Raw genomic sequence first — 17,135 nt, forward strand, 5'->3', positions numbered from 1 at the left:
CCTTAATAAGCGAACGATTGGTGTTGTATTGGCGTATATAGCTTACCAATAGGTCTTTTTGCTCATCAAACAAATTCTTAATGTCGTGATTGTCTTCAAACAAAAAGTTTTGTAAGCTGCGTGAGTTAGTAATATCAAGCGTTTTAGCACGTGCAAACGATTGCAATACTTTTGCGTATGTTTTAAGATTGGTTTCTTTTGTTAAATCGATTGGCACCAATTGATTTTTGTACAACAACTCGTAGTACAAATTAATCTCGTCCGATTTAAAAAAATCTTTCAACGTCAAGCCATACTTAGCTTTTAGATGTTCTTTTAACTCGCGTAAATCTAACGTGTTTTTATTTTCGTCAATAAAATCGGTTGCTTTAAGCGGATGGTCAAAAGAGATCAATGTTTTAGATTCAAAATCATCGCTTTTTTGAACAATGAACGGGCGTACCGGCAAACGAGAGTTTTTAGGTATGTAAACACCCATCGTTATAAAACGACCTTGGTAACGCTCAATTGTAATAAAAGTATATGCATATTGAACATAATCCTTATTCAATGGAATACCTTCAATACGTCTGTCATTTTTATCTACCCCTTCGGTACCCGGACGCCACATGTCACGTTTTGGGATAAATACCAATTGCATTAAATCGGCAATGATAGATTTACCTAAACCGTTATCACCGGTAAAATCGGTACGTACGGGATGTAATAAATAATCGGAGTTGTTGTGCTGTCTAACACCAACGGTGGACAGTGCATAAATTCTAGGATATTTGCTCATTGATAAATTCGCTCATTAGTTCAACATTACTTATTTCATTGGCATACAAACGCGATAAACGGTCAATTGCAGGTAAAATCTCAAAATGTAATGCTTCTTGATTTATCCATGTAATCCAACCTAGTCTATTAAACTCGCTTAGCGTTCGCTCCATTCTTCTGCGCATTTCTTCTTTCTCATTTGGCGTATAATTACGTTTAGCTTCGCCATACAGTAATTTCTGCCAAAACTCTTTCTGCTCTCCTTCTTCAATAATTTGTTCAATGGTATTCCATTTAACTTCTTTCCCTTCAAAAAAGCGTTCTTTATACATATTCAATAATAGAATGCCAATAATAACCATTCTATCATCTACATCTTTATTACGATCTTGTACAAATCGTCCGTGGCCATCTTCCGGAAAATCTAAATAGAAATACACATCGCGCTCATTGCTGTCTTTACGCAAATACACACCAAACAAATGTTGGTAGTAATGCGCCAATTGCTCGTAATGATCGCTCACATAATCCCACAATTTTGCATCATTGCCATAGTGTTGCAAATGTCTGCCTTGCTTTAAGGCAAAATCAACTTCGGCAAAATACTTAGACGCTGTTTCTGTGTCTAAGAATGCGAAGGCACTATTTTCATTTTCCATGTTGTTAAATCCTCCTTGGCTTTAAACGGTTTCGACTCTATATTTAAATTTGCATCTTTATTTTTTCCGTAACGCTGAATAAGTCCGTAGCACACATCAATCGGCACTTCCAGATTTTGTTCTATGCTGTAAATTTGCTTGAACCATTTATCAAAATCAATGGTTTTTCCACCTTCAAAATCAGCATTCATGCTTTCCAACCATTTAGTAACGCTTTCTTGGCGATTGAGCATGCGCATGTTTTCTTTTTCCTTCATATTTTTATACTCCTGATCTTCTTCAAAGTTTGGAGTATCGCGCAATTCAACATCCACAAAATCTAAAACCGGAATACCCACCAATTTCTTTCTCCAATAAGGAATCTTGCGTGTTTGAACGTTTTCGGGTAGCTTAATTTCTTTTTCGCTATCAACGGTACTGTTTTTAACTAAATAGGTTAAAAATTTCTCGAGCTTTAATTTGAAAATTTGCTTATAGCGTAAGGTGTCGTACAATGTTTTTAACCGTGAGGTAGATGCTTGAATTCTATCGTTAATAGATAATACACGGTAATCGATATTTTCGAAGAAACGCTCTACTTCAAAACGAATGCGTGTATATTTCTCCCAAGAATCTTTGCTTTCTTTAAAGTGCTCTTCTGCCGCTTTTATATTGTCTATTACTTCTTGTTTAAAGGCAATGGTATGTGTCAACCCTTCGGTTTGCTTACCAAGAGCCTCAAATATTTCAATAAAGCTATTGATAAGCTCTTTGGTGTTTTCTAATGAGTTTTTTAAAAGTTCGCGCAACGAAATTGTTTTGGCGTCCACCAAACGTTGTAAATTTTCGGTATGTGATAATATAACACGTTTAGCCGGTTGAAAGTGGCTTAAATACCAGTATTCAAATTTTGTAACCGTATCTAAATCTTCTGCTGTCAATTTAAGAGTACGTTCGAATGTGTAACTCAAATCAATATTATCGAATTGAGGTTCTAACTCGTTTGTAAGCAATTGCACCAATTCGCGCGCAAATACAGTAAGTTGGTAGCGGTATTCGTTTCCGCGTTTAAGAGTTGTATAATAGTATTGACTTAATTTTTTAGATATATTTTCCTTTTGGATACTTTGCTCACGCTGCAAGAAATCGCCCACCTCGTCAATAGTTTCATCAAAATCATGTTGAGTAAACGATTCCTCTATTATTTGATTTTCTATCTTACTTTGCAATGCCGCCAAAATCAATATAGTTTCGGGGTTTTGAGGCAACAATGTGCTGTAATTTTGCTTTATTCCTTCTAATGTTTCCTTTTGCATTATATCTAACTATTACAGATTATAGTGCAGTTTCCCGCACGAACTTGCAAAGTTAGCCAAGTGGTAATGCCAACCTAGCGTTGTGGATATTTTGTTAAATACTTTTAATAAAACACCCTGGAAATTACAAAAAACGAAGCAAAACACTCCTAAATAGGAGATATCGAGGTTAAAAGACCACCTAGATACCTTAGTTTAAAACAATATGAAACAAACTCCATATAATATTTGATTGCGAAATAATCATTGAATAATATATAAATTTCGGTCAATTATGACTATTTTACAATGCCAACAAACATCGTACAAGCCCTAAAAAATGCCTAGCATGAGAACTACAATAATTGTTGTTGCTGTAATAATTATTATTGGTTTTATTCCACTATTTGGGATGGTAGGATACGCTATAAATATGCTATCCGATATTTTGCTTTGCAAATTATATAATGTAAATACTGTTTTAAAGGGCGATAAACAGTTGGGATTAGCATTTGCAACAACACTGCTATGGCCTCCAATATTAATTTTATCAAAATGGTTATGCTTAAAATATGGTGTAACCATTAAAGATCCCCGATTTTATCTCTTTTGGTTTGTTATTCCGTATAGTTGGGGCGTTTTTATTACTGCTTTGGCGGTAGAAGGAAAAGTTAAAAAAGAAAAATACGTTGAATCCCTGCTAGAGAAAACTGATACAATATCAATAAATACCTTGCAAATAGAGCATTTCCTTATTCATTCTTCTTTTAATGTTGAAACCAACCAACCTCCCCCCACTAAATATAGCCTTGTGGTACAATTGCTTTATAACCAGGACAACTACAGTAATGTTGATAAATGCAACTACACCTTAACAGACAGTATTGAAAATGGTAGTAAAGTTTTATATATAACAATTCATTCTGCAGTTGTAAGCTATAAGGTAAATCCGGAAAACAACGATAAATATATTAGCCAATCGCGCCCAACACTGGTGCGACTTGAAGAACCTGCAGAAATCGGAAAGGAAATTAAAATACATATAAAAATGGGGGCAGATAATGAAATCGCCTATTTATACTCAGTAAACCCCAATTCGGTAACTGCGACTACTGAAACAGAAAACAAAAACTTCAGCTATCCAACCAAAAGCATTCCATTTGAATTAAAGTAGTAGTGGTATTCCTAATCTTATACAGATTCGCACATATAATAAAAAACAGCCCAACAAACCAAATAAATGATAGCCTATATCCGTTTGGGGGAATAAAAACCTAATTAGCAATAAAATAGTAGCCATTTTTGCATATTTATAAAAAATTGTGTTACTTTGCCCTTCTCAAAAATTATGTGTCATGGCTAGAATTTGTCAATTAACAGGAAAAAAAGCAATTGTAGGACATAAAGTGTCTCACTCTAATGTAAAAACTAAAAGAAGATTTAATCCAAATCTTCAAACTAAACGTTTTTTTATTCCTGAAGAAAATAAATGGATTACATTGCGTGTTTCTGCAGCCGCAATTAGAAATATAAGCAAAAAAGGTATTTCTGCTTGTATTAAAGAAGCTAAGGAAAAAGGATTTCTTACTACAAAATAATTCGAAATAAATAAGATACTATAAAACGTTGCTTCTACTAGAGGCAACGTTTTTTTTTATACACCATTATACTACTGTAAATGAAAACAAAATTCTCGAGCCTAGTAATTGCTAACTTATTACTAATAGTAGCCTGCAAAAATTCTACTACAAAAACAGAATCAATGGTATATCCTAAAACAGCTAAAGTTGATACAACAGATACCTACTTTGGAGTAAAAGTAGCTGACCCATATCGTTGGTTAGAGGACGATAATTCGGCCGAAACAAAAGAGTGGACAAAACAGCAAAATGAACTTACTTTTTCGTATCTATCAAAAATTACAGACAGAGAAAAAATAAAACAACGTTTAACGCAGCTTTGGGCTTATGAGAAAATGGGAACGCCTACTAAAAAAGGCGAATGGTTGATTTTTGCAAAAAATAACGGCACACAAAATCAAAGTGTTTTGTTTGCACAAAAAAATAACGAATCGCCAATTGTAGTTGTAGATCCAAATCTTTTAGCTGCAGATGGTACAACTTCCATTACCGGCTACTACCCTACTCCTGATGGCAATTACATTGCATATGGTTTGTCAAAAGCAGGCTCCGACTGGACAGAGTTTTATGTTTTTGATTTAAAAACTCAGAAATTATTGACAGACCATATTAACTGGACTAAATTTTCAGGCATTGCATGGAAAGGCGATGGATTCTATTATTCAGGCTATTCTAAACCAAAAGAAGGAACAGAGTTATCCGGAAAAAATCAGCAACAAAAAGTGTACTACCACAAACTAGGTGATACACAAGAAAAAGACCAACTAGTTTACGAAGATTCAAAAAACACACTTCTTTATTTTGGAGTACAAACTTCTAAAAATGGCAAATACCTTTTACTATGGATAAGCGAAGGAACTAGCGGTACAATGGTAAAAGTTAAAGATTTAAGCAAAGCTAATTCCGACTTTATAGCACTTGTAGATGATTTTACTGGAGATTTTGATGCGAATGAAATTATTGGCGAAAAATTATTTGTTGTTACCAACAGAAATGCACCTAAATTTCAACTAGTAGAATTTGATTTGGCTAAACCAACTACTAATGCATTTAAAACTGTTATTCCTGAAGGGAATTATAAACTAGAAACACTTGCAAACATAGGCGACAAATTTATTGTTTCTTATCAAGAAAATGTAAGCAGCAAATGCTATGTATATTCCTTGCAAGGAGAAAGACTAAAAGAAATTGCATTACCTGGAATTGGCACGAGTACAAACTTTGGCGACAGCGATTCGATATGTTACATGCCATATACTACTTTTATTTCGCCAACTAGCATCTTAGCATACAATATAAATACCGGTGAGCTGAAAGACTTTTTTAAACCTAAAATGGATTTTAATTCCGATGCTATGGAAACTAAACAAGTTTTCTATACCAGCAAAGACGGTACTAAAATACCTATGTTTATTACACATAAAAAAGGAATTAAACTAGATGGCTCTAATCCAACATTCTTATATGGTTACGGAGGATTTGATGCAAGCCTTACACCTGAATTTAGAGTAGATAGAGCTCTTTTCCTTGAAAATGGAGGTGTATATGCGGTTGCCAATTTAAGAGGTGGTGGCGAAATGGGTGCAGATTGGCATAAAGCAGGTACGAAATGTAATAAGCAAAATGTATTTGACGATTTTATTGCTGCTAGCGACTATTTAGTAAATGAAAAATACACTACACGTGACAAGCTTGCTATTCACGGAAGATCAAACGGAGGATTGTTGGTTGGCGCAGTAATGACCCAACGACCTGATATTGCAAAAGTGGCATTGCCAGTTGTAGGCGTATTGGATATGTTACGCTACCATAAATTTACCATTGGCTGGGGTTGGGCTCCGGATTATGGAACTAGCGATAATAAAGAAGAATTTGAGTGTTTATACAAATATTCTCCATTACACAATGTAAAAGAAGTAAGCTACCCGGCAACCTTAATTCTTACTGCCGATCACGATGACAGGGTTGTGCCCGCACATTCTTTCAAATTTGCAGCTACCTTGCAAGAGAAACAAAAAGGAAACGAACCTATTTTAATTCGTGTAGAATCTAATGCTGGACATGGAGCCGGAAAGCCAACATCTAAACTGGTTGATGAGTTTACGGATATGTGGTCTTTCGTGTTTTACAATTTGGGAATGTCAGTAAAATAAATGTTTTTGGGTTGCTTGAATAATTAACAAAATACACGTATATTTATATAGATAAATACACGTGTTATGACAACAAAATTAACCTTAACAATTGAAGACTCTGTAATTTTAGTTGCAAAAAAATATGCTAAAAAAAGAGGTAAAAGCCTTTCTGATATTGTAGAAAATTATTTGATGTCGCTAACCTCTAAAGAGGAAAAGGAAGATATTATTTCCCCTAAAATTCTAAACCTAATTGGACGTATTAAAATACCAGCTAATTTTGACTACAAAGCTGAATTGACCAAAGAATTAGGAAAAAAATATAAATTATGATTAGAATATTTATAGATACGAATATCCTAATCGATTTTTTAGCAGATAGAAAACCATTCTCTTGGGATGCGGCTAAATTATTTAACTTTTCTTTAAAAGGAAAAGTTAAAATATACATTTCTGCTGTTTCTTTCAATAACATCTATTACATTCTAAAACAATCCTCTTCTCATATAGAAACAATTAAACTTCTAGCAGAACTTAGTGATTTAACTGAAATAGTAGATGTCTCAGAAGAAATTATTAAAAAATCTATTAAGTCAGGATTTAAAGATTTTGAAGATGCCATTCAATATAATTGTGCTTTATCAGTACCGAAAGTTGAATTTATAGTGACACGTGATACCAAAGATTTTAAAACTAGTACATTACCCATTTTAACACCTAAAGAGGCTGTAAGCTTGCTTGAAAACACTAAAAAAACATAATACAGCGTAACGTGAATTTTTGGCTTAAACTTCTTTTTATTTTCTCCTTAACTATTGTTTCATGTAGAAGCAAAGGTCCGCACAACCCGTATTTAAAGCTAAAAAAAAAGCCCAGTGATTATATTCGTAAAGAAAATGCAGAGGTATTGCAAAAAGCCACTAAACATCAACGAAAAACGTTAAAGCGAAATAAGCGAAATGTATATAGAAAATAGCTCAACTAATTAATCCCACCCACTTGCCAACACATCGGCAATATGCATTACTTTTAAGTTGTAATTTTTGTTCTTTATATACCCATCCATGTGCATAAGGCACGACATATCTGTAGAAACCAAATAGTCTGCTTTTGTAGCCATTGCATGCTCAATTTTTTGTTCTCCCATTCCAACAGCAATCGGTTCAAACTTAACAGAAAAAGTCCCACCAAAACCACAGCACGTTTCGGTATCTTCCATTTCTTTTAAAGTTAAGCCACGCACCTTTTCTAATAAAACTCTAGGCTCTCTTTTTATACCATATTCACGCAACGCTGCGCAGGAATCATGATACGTTGCAATACCATCCAATTTAGCGCCTATATCGGTAATCTTCAACACGTTTACCAAAAAGTCGGTAAACTCGTACATATTTTTTTGTACTTGTTTGTATTGATTGTGTAGAACCGTATTATGAAATAGGTCAGGATAATAATTTTTAATCATCCCAACACATGATGCGGAAGGGCATACAATATATCTATCGTTTTGAAATTCTTTGATAAACTTCTCCCCTATTTCTTTTGCTTCTGACCAATAACCACCGTTAAAAGCAGGTTGCCCACAACAGGTTTGTTCCGGGTTATAATTAACAGAACAGCCAACCTTCTCTAATACTTTTACCATATTAAATCCAGCATCCGGATAAATTTGGTCTATAAAACAGGGAATAAAAATATCAACAATCATAAAGAAATTTAAATTCTAAATTCTAAACACTAAATTCTAAAAAATATTTTCCAGAATCTAAATTTTAGAATTCTATATTTTTTTATTATTCACTCTCAAAAGTAATACAAATCCTATAACAAAGAATGAGATTAAAAGAATTATTGGAGTTCGCATTCTGTCGCTAAACTCGTTTATTATACCAAACAATGCCATCCCAAATACAATACTCAATTTCTCGCACACATCGTAAAAACTAAAGTAGGATGTGTGGTCTTCTGTATCTGGCAAAAGCTTAGAATAGGTTGATCTCGAAAGAGCCTGAATACCACCCATTACCAGCCCAACAAACGCAGCAGTTATATAAAAATGAGTTGGTGTAAATACAAATAGATACGTTGATAAGCAAACCAATGACCAAATGAGGGTTGCCCAACGAAGCGTATAAATATTTCCTTTTTTAGCAGAAATAAAAGAAAACAAATGTGCACCTAAAATAGCCACAAACTGGATAATTAAAATAGTAAGGATGAGCTGTCCGGTTTCCATGTGTTTTCCGTTTTCGTCCACAATTTCTTCCATCCCAAAATGATTTGCAACTAGCATAACGGTTTGTACACCCATACTATAAATAAAAAAGGCAAATAAATAACGGGTAAGATTTTTATTCTGTTTTAAATCGAGCCATACTTTTCGTAGCTCGGCATAACCTTTACCAATACTATTGCTTTTGGAGTCTTTATTATAAATATTGCCAGGTAGATGATAAAATGGAATTAAAGAAAATCCAAACCACCACAATCCTACCAATAGAAAAGAAAATCTGGTTGCCGAACCTACATCCGAAAACCCAAACCATTCAAACTTTTGAATTAAAACTAAATTTACAATTAGCAAAATGGAGCTTCCCCAATAGCCACGGGCAAATCCTTTGGCACTAATTTTATCTTGTTGCGCAGGCTCTGCTATTTCGGGCAAATACGCATTGTAAAAAACCATACTACCAGTATAGCCAATACAGGCAATTATAGAGAGTAGCAATCCTAAAACAATACTTCCTTTTGTGAAAAAAAACATTGCAGAACAGGCCGCTGCGCCCATGTAACAAAAAACCATCATAAATTTTTTCTTGCTACCACCGCTATCTGCAATTCCGGAAAGCAATGGGCTAAGCAAGGCTACTATTAAGAAAGCAAATGCCAATGAATAATCGTACAAAGTGGTATTCTTATACGTGAATCCAAACAAATCAATGGTATTGCTTATTACTTCTCCATTCGCATCTTTTTCAGATGTTACGTTATTATAATAAATTGGGAATATAGTAGCCGTAATAACCAAATTATAGACGGAAACAGCCAAATCATAAGTTGTCCAGGCATTTATTATTTTCTTATTTCCAAGTACGGAAGTTGACAGATTATTCTCTTGCATTACTATTCTTTAATTACAACAAATTCAACTCGGTCATTCTTTGAAGCATCTTTGTCTTCCAAATATAAAGGATAATCGCTACCTAATCCTTTTATATATAATTTGTTTAATACATCTCTACTTGCCAAATATTCTGCTATGGCCTTTGCTCTTGCCTTGGATAGTTTTTTAGCAACCTTTCTGCTTACAGAATTATCTGTATGAGCAATTATCTCCACTTCCGAATCGGGATGATTTTCTAAATAATCGATAAACTTATCCATTTGCAAAGTAGATTCTAAAAGTAAATCGGCTTGATTGGGCTCAAACTTAACATTATCAAGTAATACAATTTGTCCTTGCTTAAATGTTATACCCTTTTTAAAGACAGTATCTTCAAGCAGTTTAAAGGTTTCTAGCTTAGCTAACTTTGAAGTATCCTTGTATTCGGTAAGCAATAAATCATCAATAAAATAATACGCCTCACTTTTTACAAACTCTATTTTAAATGGTTTTAGTTTAGTAAATTCCTTTTTGAAATTATCGGTAAAATTGCCAATTGTAATAATCTTCTCGCCACCGGAAGCTCTGAATGTACCGGAAATTTTAATCCACTTATCGTTATCAAAAAGTCCTTTTTTAATAAATGTTACCACAGAGTTGGATGAATCTACTTTATCGGATGTTTTATAGTTAGTTTTTGAAAAATAGGCACCAAAAGATTTGATAGAAGCATTGCTCCAAAAGGAAAGTCGCACATACGTTTCAAAATAATATACTGTACCTTTTTTTAGCGGCTGCTGTAGTTTTGTAAATAAAAACTCCTTATATGCCTTTTGAAAACGAATACCACCATAACCCACTCCGGAATGAGCTCCTTTATATTTGCTTGTGTCTGCCTTAAATGGCTCACGATAATAATCTACCGAATTTAAATTTTTCCATGGCAAGGCACTTGTAATAAGCTTACTCTTACTCTTAAACACTTCAAAGCTAGGATTAGGCAACAAATTAGTCTGCGCTCTATATAAAATTGGAGCACAAAAAACCAAACATATAATTACAATTTGCCTATTCATACAATTCTGTTCTTCTCGAATTAAGAATAACTGTGCTTAAAATACTAAATAAACCGTAATTAGACAGTAGAAGATTTTGAAATATTTGTACTATCGGATATAGGACTTTAAACAATTTAAATTGGTTTGTTTAATTACAATGAAGCATCAAAGTTAGTAGCAAGAATTAATCGATACGTATTCGCAATGAAGTTTGTATCTTTGCGCTTGTTTCTATTTACCACATATTACTTGTATCATGATGAATAAAAAATATACCAACATTCTACTAATTGTATTAGGAGGCGTTCTTGTTTTTTTGGGAGTTGTTTTCTTAAATAAAAAAAACAAACCACTTCGTGAATTAGAATACTTTGGAAACAGGCAAGAAGATTCGGTGCTAGTTGACGGTAAATACAAGACAACAGTTTCTTACCATAAAATAAAGGATTTTGCTTTTTACAATCAACTTGGGAATACGATAACACTTAAAGATTTGGAAAATAAAATTGTAGTGGTAGATTATTTTTTTACTACCTGCAAAAGTATTTGTCCGGTAATGACATCGCAAATGTATCGTGTTTATGAGCATTACAAGCCAGACAACACAATTTTATTTTTATCACACACCGTAGATCCAGAAACAGATAGCGTGTCTGTAATGAGCGAATATGCAAAACAAAAAAATATTGATGCGTCCAAATGGCATTTACTAACTGGCGATAAAAAAGAGCTGTATAAAATAGCACGAGAGAGCTATTATTTAGATGCTGAACAAGGCGATGGCGGTCCAGACGATTTTATACATACACCTAATTTTGCATTAATTGATAAAGAAAAACATATTAGAGGGTTTTATGATGGAACGGACTCTACTGATGTAAATAGACTTATTAAAGACATCGAAATTTTGTCGGCTTCTTATCAATAAAAGACCGGATGCAATCTAAAAACTACTATGAATTATTAGGAGTAACACGATTTTCGTCCGAAGATGAAATAAAAAAAGCATTTAGAGTTAAAGCAAAGTTATACCACCCCGATATCAATAAATCGGAAGAAGCGCATCAATTATTTTTAACATACTCGTTAGCCTACGAAACCTTATCCAATACTAAAAATAGGTACTTATACGATTTGCAGCTTTCCGGTGGTAGCAGCAATTCAACAAACATATCAAACGAAAAGGAACAAGCTTTCCACTATAAGTACTACGGGAAAAGCTCAAAAGCAAACGAAAAATTCCACTACGACTGGGATAGCTTCAGTAAAGTAAAACAAGAAAAACAACGTATAAACATCCCTAAATGGTTGTTTGTATTATGTATTGCGATAATGAGTTTTGCAGCCATGTTTGAAATTATGTACGTATTACAACTCGTTTATCTAGAAATATGGCCATGGCCTGCAATTTTTGCAATACTTCCGGGCATATTTATTTCTATGGAATGCGTAAAAGCATTGTTTGGCAAGGAAAGTTTGTTTAATAAGATTTTCAAATAATAGTTGGATTGAAAATTTTAGTAATTAGAGAACAAAAACAATTAACTTATTGTTTGTAAATTAGTTTAAATACAAATCTTGTGAAAACATTCAACGTACCTGAATTTTATAGAAGTAAGTTAATTTCAAAAGTAAAAACAATCAGAAAAACCGCTGATTCAAAAAAGAAAGATTTTACTCCTACTCTGCTTGATTTTGGTTCTATTCGTTTTTATTTAGCACGTCATTTTGGCTTTTGTTACGGTGTAGAAAACGCAATCGAAATTTCTTTTAAGGCAGTAGAAGAAAATCCGGGAAAAAGGATTTTTCTTATCAGCCAAATGATACATAATCCGGAAGTAAACAAAGATTTAGTTTCTAGAGGTGTTCAGTTTTTGATGGATACTGAGGGTAATCAGCTTTTCCCGTTTGAAGATTTAAAAAGTGATGATATAGTTATTATTCCTGCATTTGGAACTACTTTAGAAATAGAAAAAAAACTAAGCGCTATTGGTGTTGAAGTGCATAAATACAACACTACCTGCCCTTTTGTGGAGCGTGTTTGGAACAAGTCGGAAAAATTAGGAAAAGAAAATTACACTATTATCATACATGGTAAACACAAACACGAAGAAACACGTGCAACCTTCTCCAGGAGCGAGACACACGCTCCTTCTATTGTTGTTAAAGATTTAGAAGAATCAAAAATACTGGGTAATTACATTTTAGGTAAAGTATCGAAAGATGCTTTTGAGAAGACATTTGCCAATAGATACTCTTCGAATTTCGATCCGGATACCTGCTTAGAAAGAGTTGGTGTAATTAACCAAACCACTATGCTGGCTACCGATACACAAGAAATAGCCGAATACTTCAAGCAAATAATGATTACCAAACATGGAGAACAAAATAGTAAGAATCATTTTTCTGATACAAGAGATACCCTATGCTATGCAACCAATGAAAATCAAGACTCTACCTATGGTTTACTAGAAATTAATGCCGACATGGCAATTGTAGTTGGTGGGTACAATAGTTCAAACACATCGCATTTAGTGGAACTATGCGAACGTAAATTTCCAACTTATTTTATTTCTTCTGAAAAAGAAATTGAATCGAGAGATTCTATCCATCATTTCAACTACCACGAAAAAAAGCATCTTACAACAACAGATTTCCTGCCTCGCAAGTCGCCTTTGACAGTAATTATAACCAGTGGCGCATCGTGCCCAGATTCTGTTATTGAGAATGTTATTCTTAAAATGATTTCTTTTTTTGATGCACCAAAATCTGCCGAAGAAGTTTTAAAAGAAATAGAAGCGGCTTACTAAATTAAATATCCTGTTTAGATATTTTTTTATAAACAAAATCGCCATTGGTTTCGGCAATAAGAAAATAAATACCTCTGCCCCACTCTGATATGTTTAATGGGTAGTACACATCCTTTGTAAACGTAAATTTTCTATAAAATTGAAGTTTACCCCAATAATCAAAAATGTAAAAATTTATATTCGTTTCTTTCTTGGCTATAATGCGAATAAAAATATCGTTAATTGTAGGATTGGGATTTACATCTATGGCAATATTCTCGCAAATACCCTCTACAAAGCTTACCACACCTCCATTGTCAGAAAAACACAAATTACGGTACGTAACATTGTTGCAACCACAAACCGGATTATAATCAGGCTGACAATACAATCCAGCTCTTTGTATCAACTTTAAAGAATCTACACATCCAATTTGTGCATTACCGGCAAAATAAAACAATACCAGAAAAAGGGTAAATAATGTATTTGTATATTTTTTGCAACGTGTTATCATTTGAGCGAAAGAGCAGTGTTCTTTAGTACAATTTTTTTGTATTCGTGCAACCACCTTACTACCTCTACAATTTTTTTCTCCTTAAATATAGGCAACTTTGTTTTAAGCTCCTCCAATGTAATATTCCCTTTTTTTAATAATTCTAGTATGTGTGCTTCTATCTTTTCGAACTCTTTAGCACTTAGTTCGTTTTTATGAGCATTGCAAACATCACAAACATCGCAATTTTGCTGTAAAATTTCATCAAAATAGGCGCACAACAATCTTGTTCTACATTTATCCGAGTTGGTAATGTATTCCAACATCCAATCCAACCTTTGCTTATAACGTAAAACTCGCTGCTTTATTTTTTTTGTATCAACATAAATATTTTTGGAATCCAATCTGGGTTTAATCAATGTAAGTATTGGCAAATCCTCGACAGGAATATAAGACACAATATTTTGCTTTTGAAGTAGCAATAGATCTTTTTTAATGGTATCACTAGAAGAATCTAACTTTCTTGCAATATCAATCTCACTAATTCCGCTGTAATTATCGAAAAGTCCTCCATACATTCTCAATATTGTTTTTATCAACGAATCGAATTTATCATTGGCTAGTTGAAATGAGTATAAATCATGCTTAGAAACTGTAAAAAAAAGCTGCGACTTGTTCTTAAAATTTTCTGACAATGAAATATATCCCTCTTCCTGAATTATTTTTAGTGTAGAAAAAACAACTTGTGCATTTAGCTTATACGTAGTGCTAAATTTTTTTATATCAAAGTAAAAAGTACTTCCCTCGCCCATTCCAATAGGCACTTGCAAGTAATTGCAAAGCAAGTTGTACATTTTAATTAGTTCTTCCTTTCCTATATTGGCCAACTCTTCGTTCTTTCGAGCATTAAGCACATCTGCTTTTGAATACAACAAAACAGCATACGCTTTTTTTTCATCTCTACCTGCTCTTCCGGCCTCTTGAAAATAAGCTTCCGGAGAATCGGGCAAATCTAAATGAACAACGCTTCTTACATCGGGTTTATTAATACCCATACCAAAAGCATTGGTAGCAACAATTACTCTACACGAATTGGAAATCCAGTTGTATTGCTTATCAATGCGCTGTTTGGCAGATAATCCGGCATGATAGAAATCGGCATCAATATTCTTTCTATTCAAATAATCGGATATCTCTTTTGTCTTCCTTCTATTCCTTACATAAACAATACTGGTTCCTTTTACCTTGGCAAGTATAGTTTCCAACTTTTTCAATTTATTTTCTTCTTCAAAAACAGAGTAACTTAAATTCGACCTTAAAAAAGTAGATTTAAACAGTTGAAACCCATTTTTAAACCTTAGTTCTTTTACAATATCATCCACTACTGTTTTGGTAGCAGTTGCAGTAAGCGCTAATACCGGAATTGAGGGAAGAATATCTCTAATTAAATTTATTTTTAAATAGCTTGGCCTGAAATCATATCCCCATTGAGATACACAATGAGCTTCGTCCACAGCCAAAAATGAGATGTTCATTTTTTCTAACCTTGCCAATAGAAGTTTATTCTCGAGCTTTTCGGGCGACACAAACAAAAACTTGTACCCACCATAAATACAATTATCTAATAGCATATCGGTTTCTTTAAAGCCGATAGAACCACTTAAATTAATGGCTTTTATACCTCTAGCGGTAAGATCTTCCACTTGATCGTGCATTAGTGCAATTAAAGGAGAAACAACTAAACACAAACCATTCATCAATAAAGCCGGAACTTGATAGCAAATGGATTTACCACCTCCGGTAGCCATTAAGCCTAGTGTATCGTTTCCATTAATAAGAGATGAAATAATATCCTTTTGTAGTGGTCTAAATTGCTTATAACCCCAATATTTTTCAAGTATTTGTTCAGGTAATAGCAACATTAGTGGTTTAGATGTTCCGTTATATCGTTTAAATGTGTAATTAGAGCGAAAATACTGACAAAAATCAAATAATTTATAGCAACATTCTTCTTTATAATTGATATATTAGTAATGTAACCAAAGCTATTTGTATGATTACTACATCACCCTCAATTGCAATAAAAAAAGTGAAAACTTCAAGAATCTCAGAAATTGAGGAAAATAATTTAGGATTTGGCAAATACTTCTCAGACCATATGCTTGTTGCTGACTATTCGAATGAAGAATGGCAAAGTGCAACAATTCAACCCTACGAGAAATTATTATTTAGTCCTTCTACCTCTGCTTTTCATTACGGACAAGCAATATTTGAAGGGATGAAAGCATACCGTTTTGACACCGGTGAAATAGCTTTGTTCCGCCCTTTTTCTAATTGGAAACGATTTAATATATCTGCCGAACGAATGGCAATGCCAATTGTTCCGGAAGATTTGTTTATTGAAGGATTAAAGCAACTGGTTCAATTGGATAAAGAATGGATTCCAAAAACATCGGGGTCTTCTTTATATATCCGTCCTTTTATGATTGGAACTGACGAATATGTTGGTGTTAAAGCATCAGACACCTACAAGTTTATGATTTTTACTACACCTGTTGGACAATATTATTCGGCTCCGGTAAAAGTGTTGGTAGAAACAAATTACATAAGAGCTGTAGAAGGCGGAATTGGATATGTGAAAGCTGCCGGAAATTACGGAAGATCTTTATTTCCAACTAAACTTGCACAACAACGAGGCTACCAGCAAATAATTTGGACAGATGCCCGCAATCATCGATTTATAGAAGAGTCAGGAACAATGAATGTTATTTTTGTGATAGACGATATAATTATAACACCTCCAATAGGAGATACAATTTTATCGGGTATAACTAGAGACAGCGTGCTAGCATTGGCTAGAGATTGGGGTTACAGAGTGCAGGAACGCAAAATCAGCCTTGACGAAATTGTAGATGCTCATAAACGAGGCACTTTACAAGAAGCATTTGGAGCAGGAACCGCAGCTACCATTGCACATATATCTACCATAGGTTTTGAAGGGAAAGATTACGAATTACCTCCTGTAGAAGGAAATATTTTTTCGAATCGTGTAAAAAAAGAGTTGGAGAATATTAGACACGGAAGAGCAGAAGACAAACACAATTGGATGGTAAAAGTGTCGTAATACCTATTAGATAGTATTAAATCTGGTTTTTAAAATTATACTCATTCAAACTTTTTTGAATAGTATCTGCAAGCTCTTGCAGAGAGACGGATTTGAGCATC

At 33.7% G+C, this 17,135-nt stretch carries 17 protein-coding genes; 9 read left to right on the forward strand and 8 right to left on the reverse strand.

All coding sequences use genetic code 11. From position 1 onward, the window contains the following. The 3 genes from J0M08_12380 to J0M08_12390 all read right to left on the reverse strand — a co-directional run. Positions 1–778: hypothetical protein (locus tag J0M08_12380; GenBank protein MBN8703855.1), on the reverse strand; the 778-nt coding region annotated here is incomplete at its 3' end. Then, on the reverse strand, positions 762–1,418 hold the full coding sequence (locus J0M08_12385) for a hypothetical protein (protein MBN8703856.1): 657 nt from the start codon (positions 1,416–1,418) through the stop codon (positions 762–764). The genes J0M08_12385 and J0M08_12380, both read right to left, overlap by 17 nt. Beyond that, positions 1,385–2,713 (reverse strand): hypothetical protein, encoded by a 1,329-nt coding sequence (locus J0M08_12390; protein MBN8703857.1) that lies wholly within the window; start codon positions 2,711–2,713, stop codon positions 1,385–1,387. The genes J0M08_12385 and J0M08_12390 overlap by 34 nt, the downstream gene beginning before the upstream one ends. Positions 2,714–3,041: 328 nt before the next feature. On the opposite strand from J0M08_12390, the gene J0M08_12395 reads away from it, so the two are divergent. From J0M08_12395 to J0M08_12415, 5 genes are all read left to right on the forward strand, one after another. Beyond that, a complete protein-coding gene (locus tag J0M08_12395; protein ID MBN8703858.1) occupies positions 3,042–3,866 on the forward strand; it encodes a hypothetical protein in 825 nt (274 codons plus the stop codon). Between the two features lie 181 nt (positions 3,867–4,047). Beyond that, complete coding sequence (locus J0M08_12400) at positions 4,048–4,290, forward strand: 50S ribosomal protein L28 (GenBank protein ID MBN8703859.1); 243 nt, start codon at positions 4,048–4,050, stop codon at positions 4,288–4,290. A gap of 80 nt (positions 4,291–4,370) precedes the next feature. Beyond that, positions 4,371–6,485 (forward strand): S9 family peptidase, encoded by a 2,115-nt coding sequence (locus tag J0M08_12405; protein MBN8703860.1) that lies wholly within the window; start codon positions 4,371–4,373, stop codon positions 6,483–6,485. A 66-nt stretch (positions 6,486–6,551) separates the two neighbouring features. Continuing rightward, positions 6,552–6,800 carry a hypothetical protein gene (locus J0M08_12410; GenBank protein MBN8703861.1) on the forward strand — a complete coding sequence of 83 codons (249 nt, stop codon included), beginning with the start codon at positions 6,552–6,554 and terminating at the stop codon, positions 6,798–6,800. Then, on the forward strand, positions 6,797–7,228 hold the full coding sequence (locus J0M08_12415; GenBank protein MBN8703862.1) for a PIN domain-containing protein: 432 nt from the start codon (positions 6,797–6,799) through the stop codon (positions 7,226–7,228). The genes J0M08_12410 and J0M08_12415 overlap by 4 nt, the downstream gene beginning before the upstream one ends. 224 nt (positions 7,229–7,452) lie before the next feature. On the opposite strand, the gene J0M08_12420 is transcribed toward J0M08_12415, so the two are convergent. The 3 genes from J0M08_12420 to J0M08_12430 all read right to left on the reverse strand — a co-directional run bounded on the left by J0M08_12420 (position 7,453) and on the right by J0M08_12430 (position 10,646). Next, complete coding sequence (locus J0M08_12420; GenBank protein ID MBN8703863.1) at positions 7,453–8,175, reverse strand: (Fe-S)-binding protein; 723 nt, start codon at positions 8,173–8,175, stop codon at positions 7,453–7,455. 72 nt (positions 8,176–8,247) lie between these two features. After that, complete coding sequence (locus tag J0M08_12425; GenBank protein ID MBN8703864.1) at positions 8,248–9,588, reverse strand: MFS transporter; 1,341 nt, start codon at positions 9,586–9,588, stop codon at positions 8,248–8,250. 2 nt (positions 9,589–9,590) lie between these two features. Beyond that, positions 9,591–10,646, reverse strand: coding sequence for an OmpA family protein (locus tag J0M08_12430; GenBank protein ID MBN8703865.1), 1,056 nt, complete (start codon positions 10,644–10,646; stop codon positions 9,591–9,593). Between the two features lie 238 nt (positions 10,647–10,884). Here J0M08_12430 and J0M08_12435 point away from each other — a divergent pair, with 238 nt between their 5' ends. From J0M08_12435 to J0M08_12445, 3 genes are all read left to right on the forward strand, one after another. Beyond that, entirely contained in the window at positions 10,885–11,556 is a 672-nt protein-coding gene (locus J0M08_12435; GenBank protein MBN8703866.1) for an SCO family protein, read from the forward strand. 8 nt (positions 11,557–11,564) lie between these two features. Then, positions 11,565–12,128, forward strand: coding sequence for a J domain-containing protein (locus J0M08_12440; GenBank protein ID MBN8703867.1), 564 nt, complete (start codon positions 11,565–11,567; stop codon positions 12,126–12,128). An 80-nt stretch (positions 12,129–12,208) separates the two neighbouring features. After that, positions 12,209–13,438, forward strand: a complete 1,230-nt coding sequence (locus J0M08_12445) for a 4-hydroxy-3-methylbut-2-enyl diphosphate reductase (protein MBN8703868.1) — start codon at positions 12,209–12,211, stop codon at positions 13,436–13,438. A 1-nt stretch (position 13,439) separates the two neighbouring features. Here J0M08_12445 and J0M08_12450 read toward each other — a convergent pair whose 3' ends face one another. Together J0M08_12450 and J0M08_12455 are read right to left on the reverse strand one after the other, a co-directional pair. Continuing rightward, on the reverse strand, positions 13,440–13,931 hold the full coding sequence (locus tag J0M08_12450; GenBank protein ID MBN8703869.1) for a T9SS type A sorting domain-containing protein: 492 nt from the start codon (positions 13,929–13,931) through the stop codon (positions 13,440–13,442). Beyond that, positions 13,928–15,832, reverse strand: a complete 1,905-nt coding sequence (locus tag J0M08_12455) for a RecQ family ATP-dependent DNA helicase (GenBank protein MBN8703870.1) — start codon at positions 15,830–15,832, stop codon at positions 13,928–13,930. The genes J0M08_12450 and J0M08_12455 overlap by 4 nt, the downstream gene beginning before the upstream one ends. A gap of 131 nt (positions 15,833–15,963) precedes the next feature. On the opposite strand from J0M08_12455, the gene J0M08_12460 reads away from it, so the two are divergent. Next, positions 15,964–17,034, forward strand: coding sequence for a branched-chain amino acid aminotransferase (locus J0M08_12460; protein ID MBN8703871.1), 1,071 nt, complete (start codon positions 15,964–15,966; stop codon positions 17,032–17,034). The last annotated feature ends 101 nt before the right edge of the window (positions 17,035–17,135 follow it).

Source organism: Bacteroidota bacterium (assembly GCA_017303975.1).
In the GTDB taxonomy this organism is placed as follows: domain Bacteria; phylum Bacteroidota; class Bacteroidia; order JAFLBG01; family JAFLBG01; genus JAFLBG01.

Bases quoted from the DNA above. Each gene is read 5' to 3' on its own strand.
- J0M08_12420 (MBN8703863.1), bottom strand. From the start codon at position 8,175: ATGATTGTTGATATTTTTATTCCCTGTTTTATAGACCAAATTTATCCG.
- J0M08_12395 (MBN8703858.1), top strand. From the start codon at position 3,042: ATGAGAACTACAATAATTGTTGTTGCTGTAATAATTATTATTGGTTTT.
- J0M08_12430 (MBN8703865.1), bottom strand. From the start codon at position 10,646: ATGAATAGGCAAATTGTAATTATATGTTTGGTTTTTTGTGCTCCAATT.
- J0M08_12440 (MBN8703867.1), top strand. From the start codon at position 11,565: ATGCAATCTAAAAACTACTATGAATTATTAGGAGTAACACGATTTTCG.
- J0M08_12385 (MBN8703856.1), bottom strand. From the start codon at position 1,418: ATGGAAAATGAAAATAGTGCCTTCGCATTCTTAGACACAGAAACAGCG.
- J0M08_12455 (MBN8703870.1), bottom strand. From the start codon at position 15,832: ATGTTGCTATTACCTGAACAAATACTTGAAAAATATTGGGGTTATAAG.
- J0M08_12425 (MBN8703864.1), bottom strand. From the start codon at position 9,588: ATGCAAGAGAATAATCTGTCAACTTCCGTACTTGGAAATAAGAAAATA.
- J0M08_12410 (MBN8703861.1), top strand. From the start codon at position 6,552: ATGACAACAAAATTAACCTTAACAATTGAAGACTCTGTAATTTTAGTT.
- J0M08_12400 (MBN8703859.1), top strand. From the start codon at position 4,048: ATGGCTAGAATTTGTCAATTAACAGGAAAAAAAGCAATTGTAGGACAT.
- J0M08_12450 (MBN8703869.1), bottom strand. From the start codon at position 13,931: ATGATAACACGTTGCAAAAAATATACAAATACATTATTTACCCTTTTT.
- J0M08_12415 (MBN8703862.1), top strand. From the start codon at position 6,797: ATGATTAGAATATTTATAGATACGAATATCCTAATCGATTTTTTAGCA.
- J0M08_12435 (MBN8703866.1), top strand. From the start codon at position 10,885: ATGATGAATAAAAAATATACCAACATTCTACTAATTGTATTAGGAGGC.
- J0M08_12390 (MBN8703857.1), bottom strand. From the start codon at position 2,713: ATGCAAAAGGAAACATTAGAAGGAATAAAGCAAAATTACAGCACATTG.
- J0M08_12405 (MBN8703860.1), top strand. From the start codon at position 4,371: ATGAAAACAAAATTCTCGAGCCTAGTAATTGCTAACTTATTACTAATA.
- J0M08_12460 (MBN8703871.1), top strand. From the start codon at position 15,964: ATGATTACTACATCACCCTCAATTGCAATAAAAAAAGTGAAAACTTCA.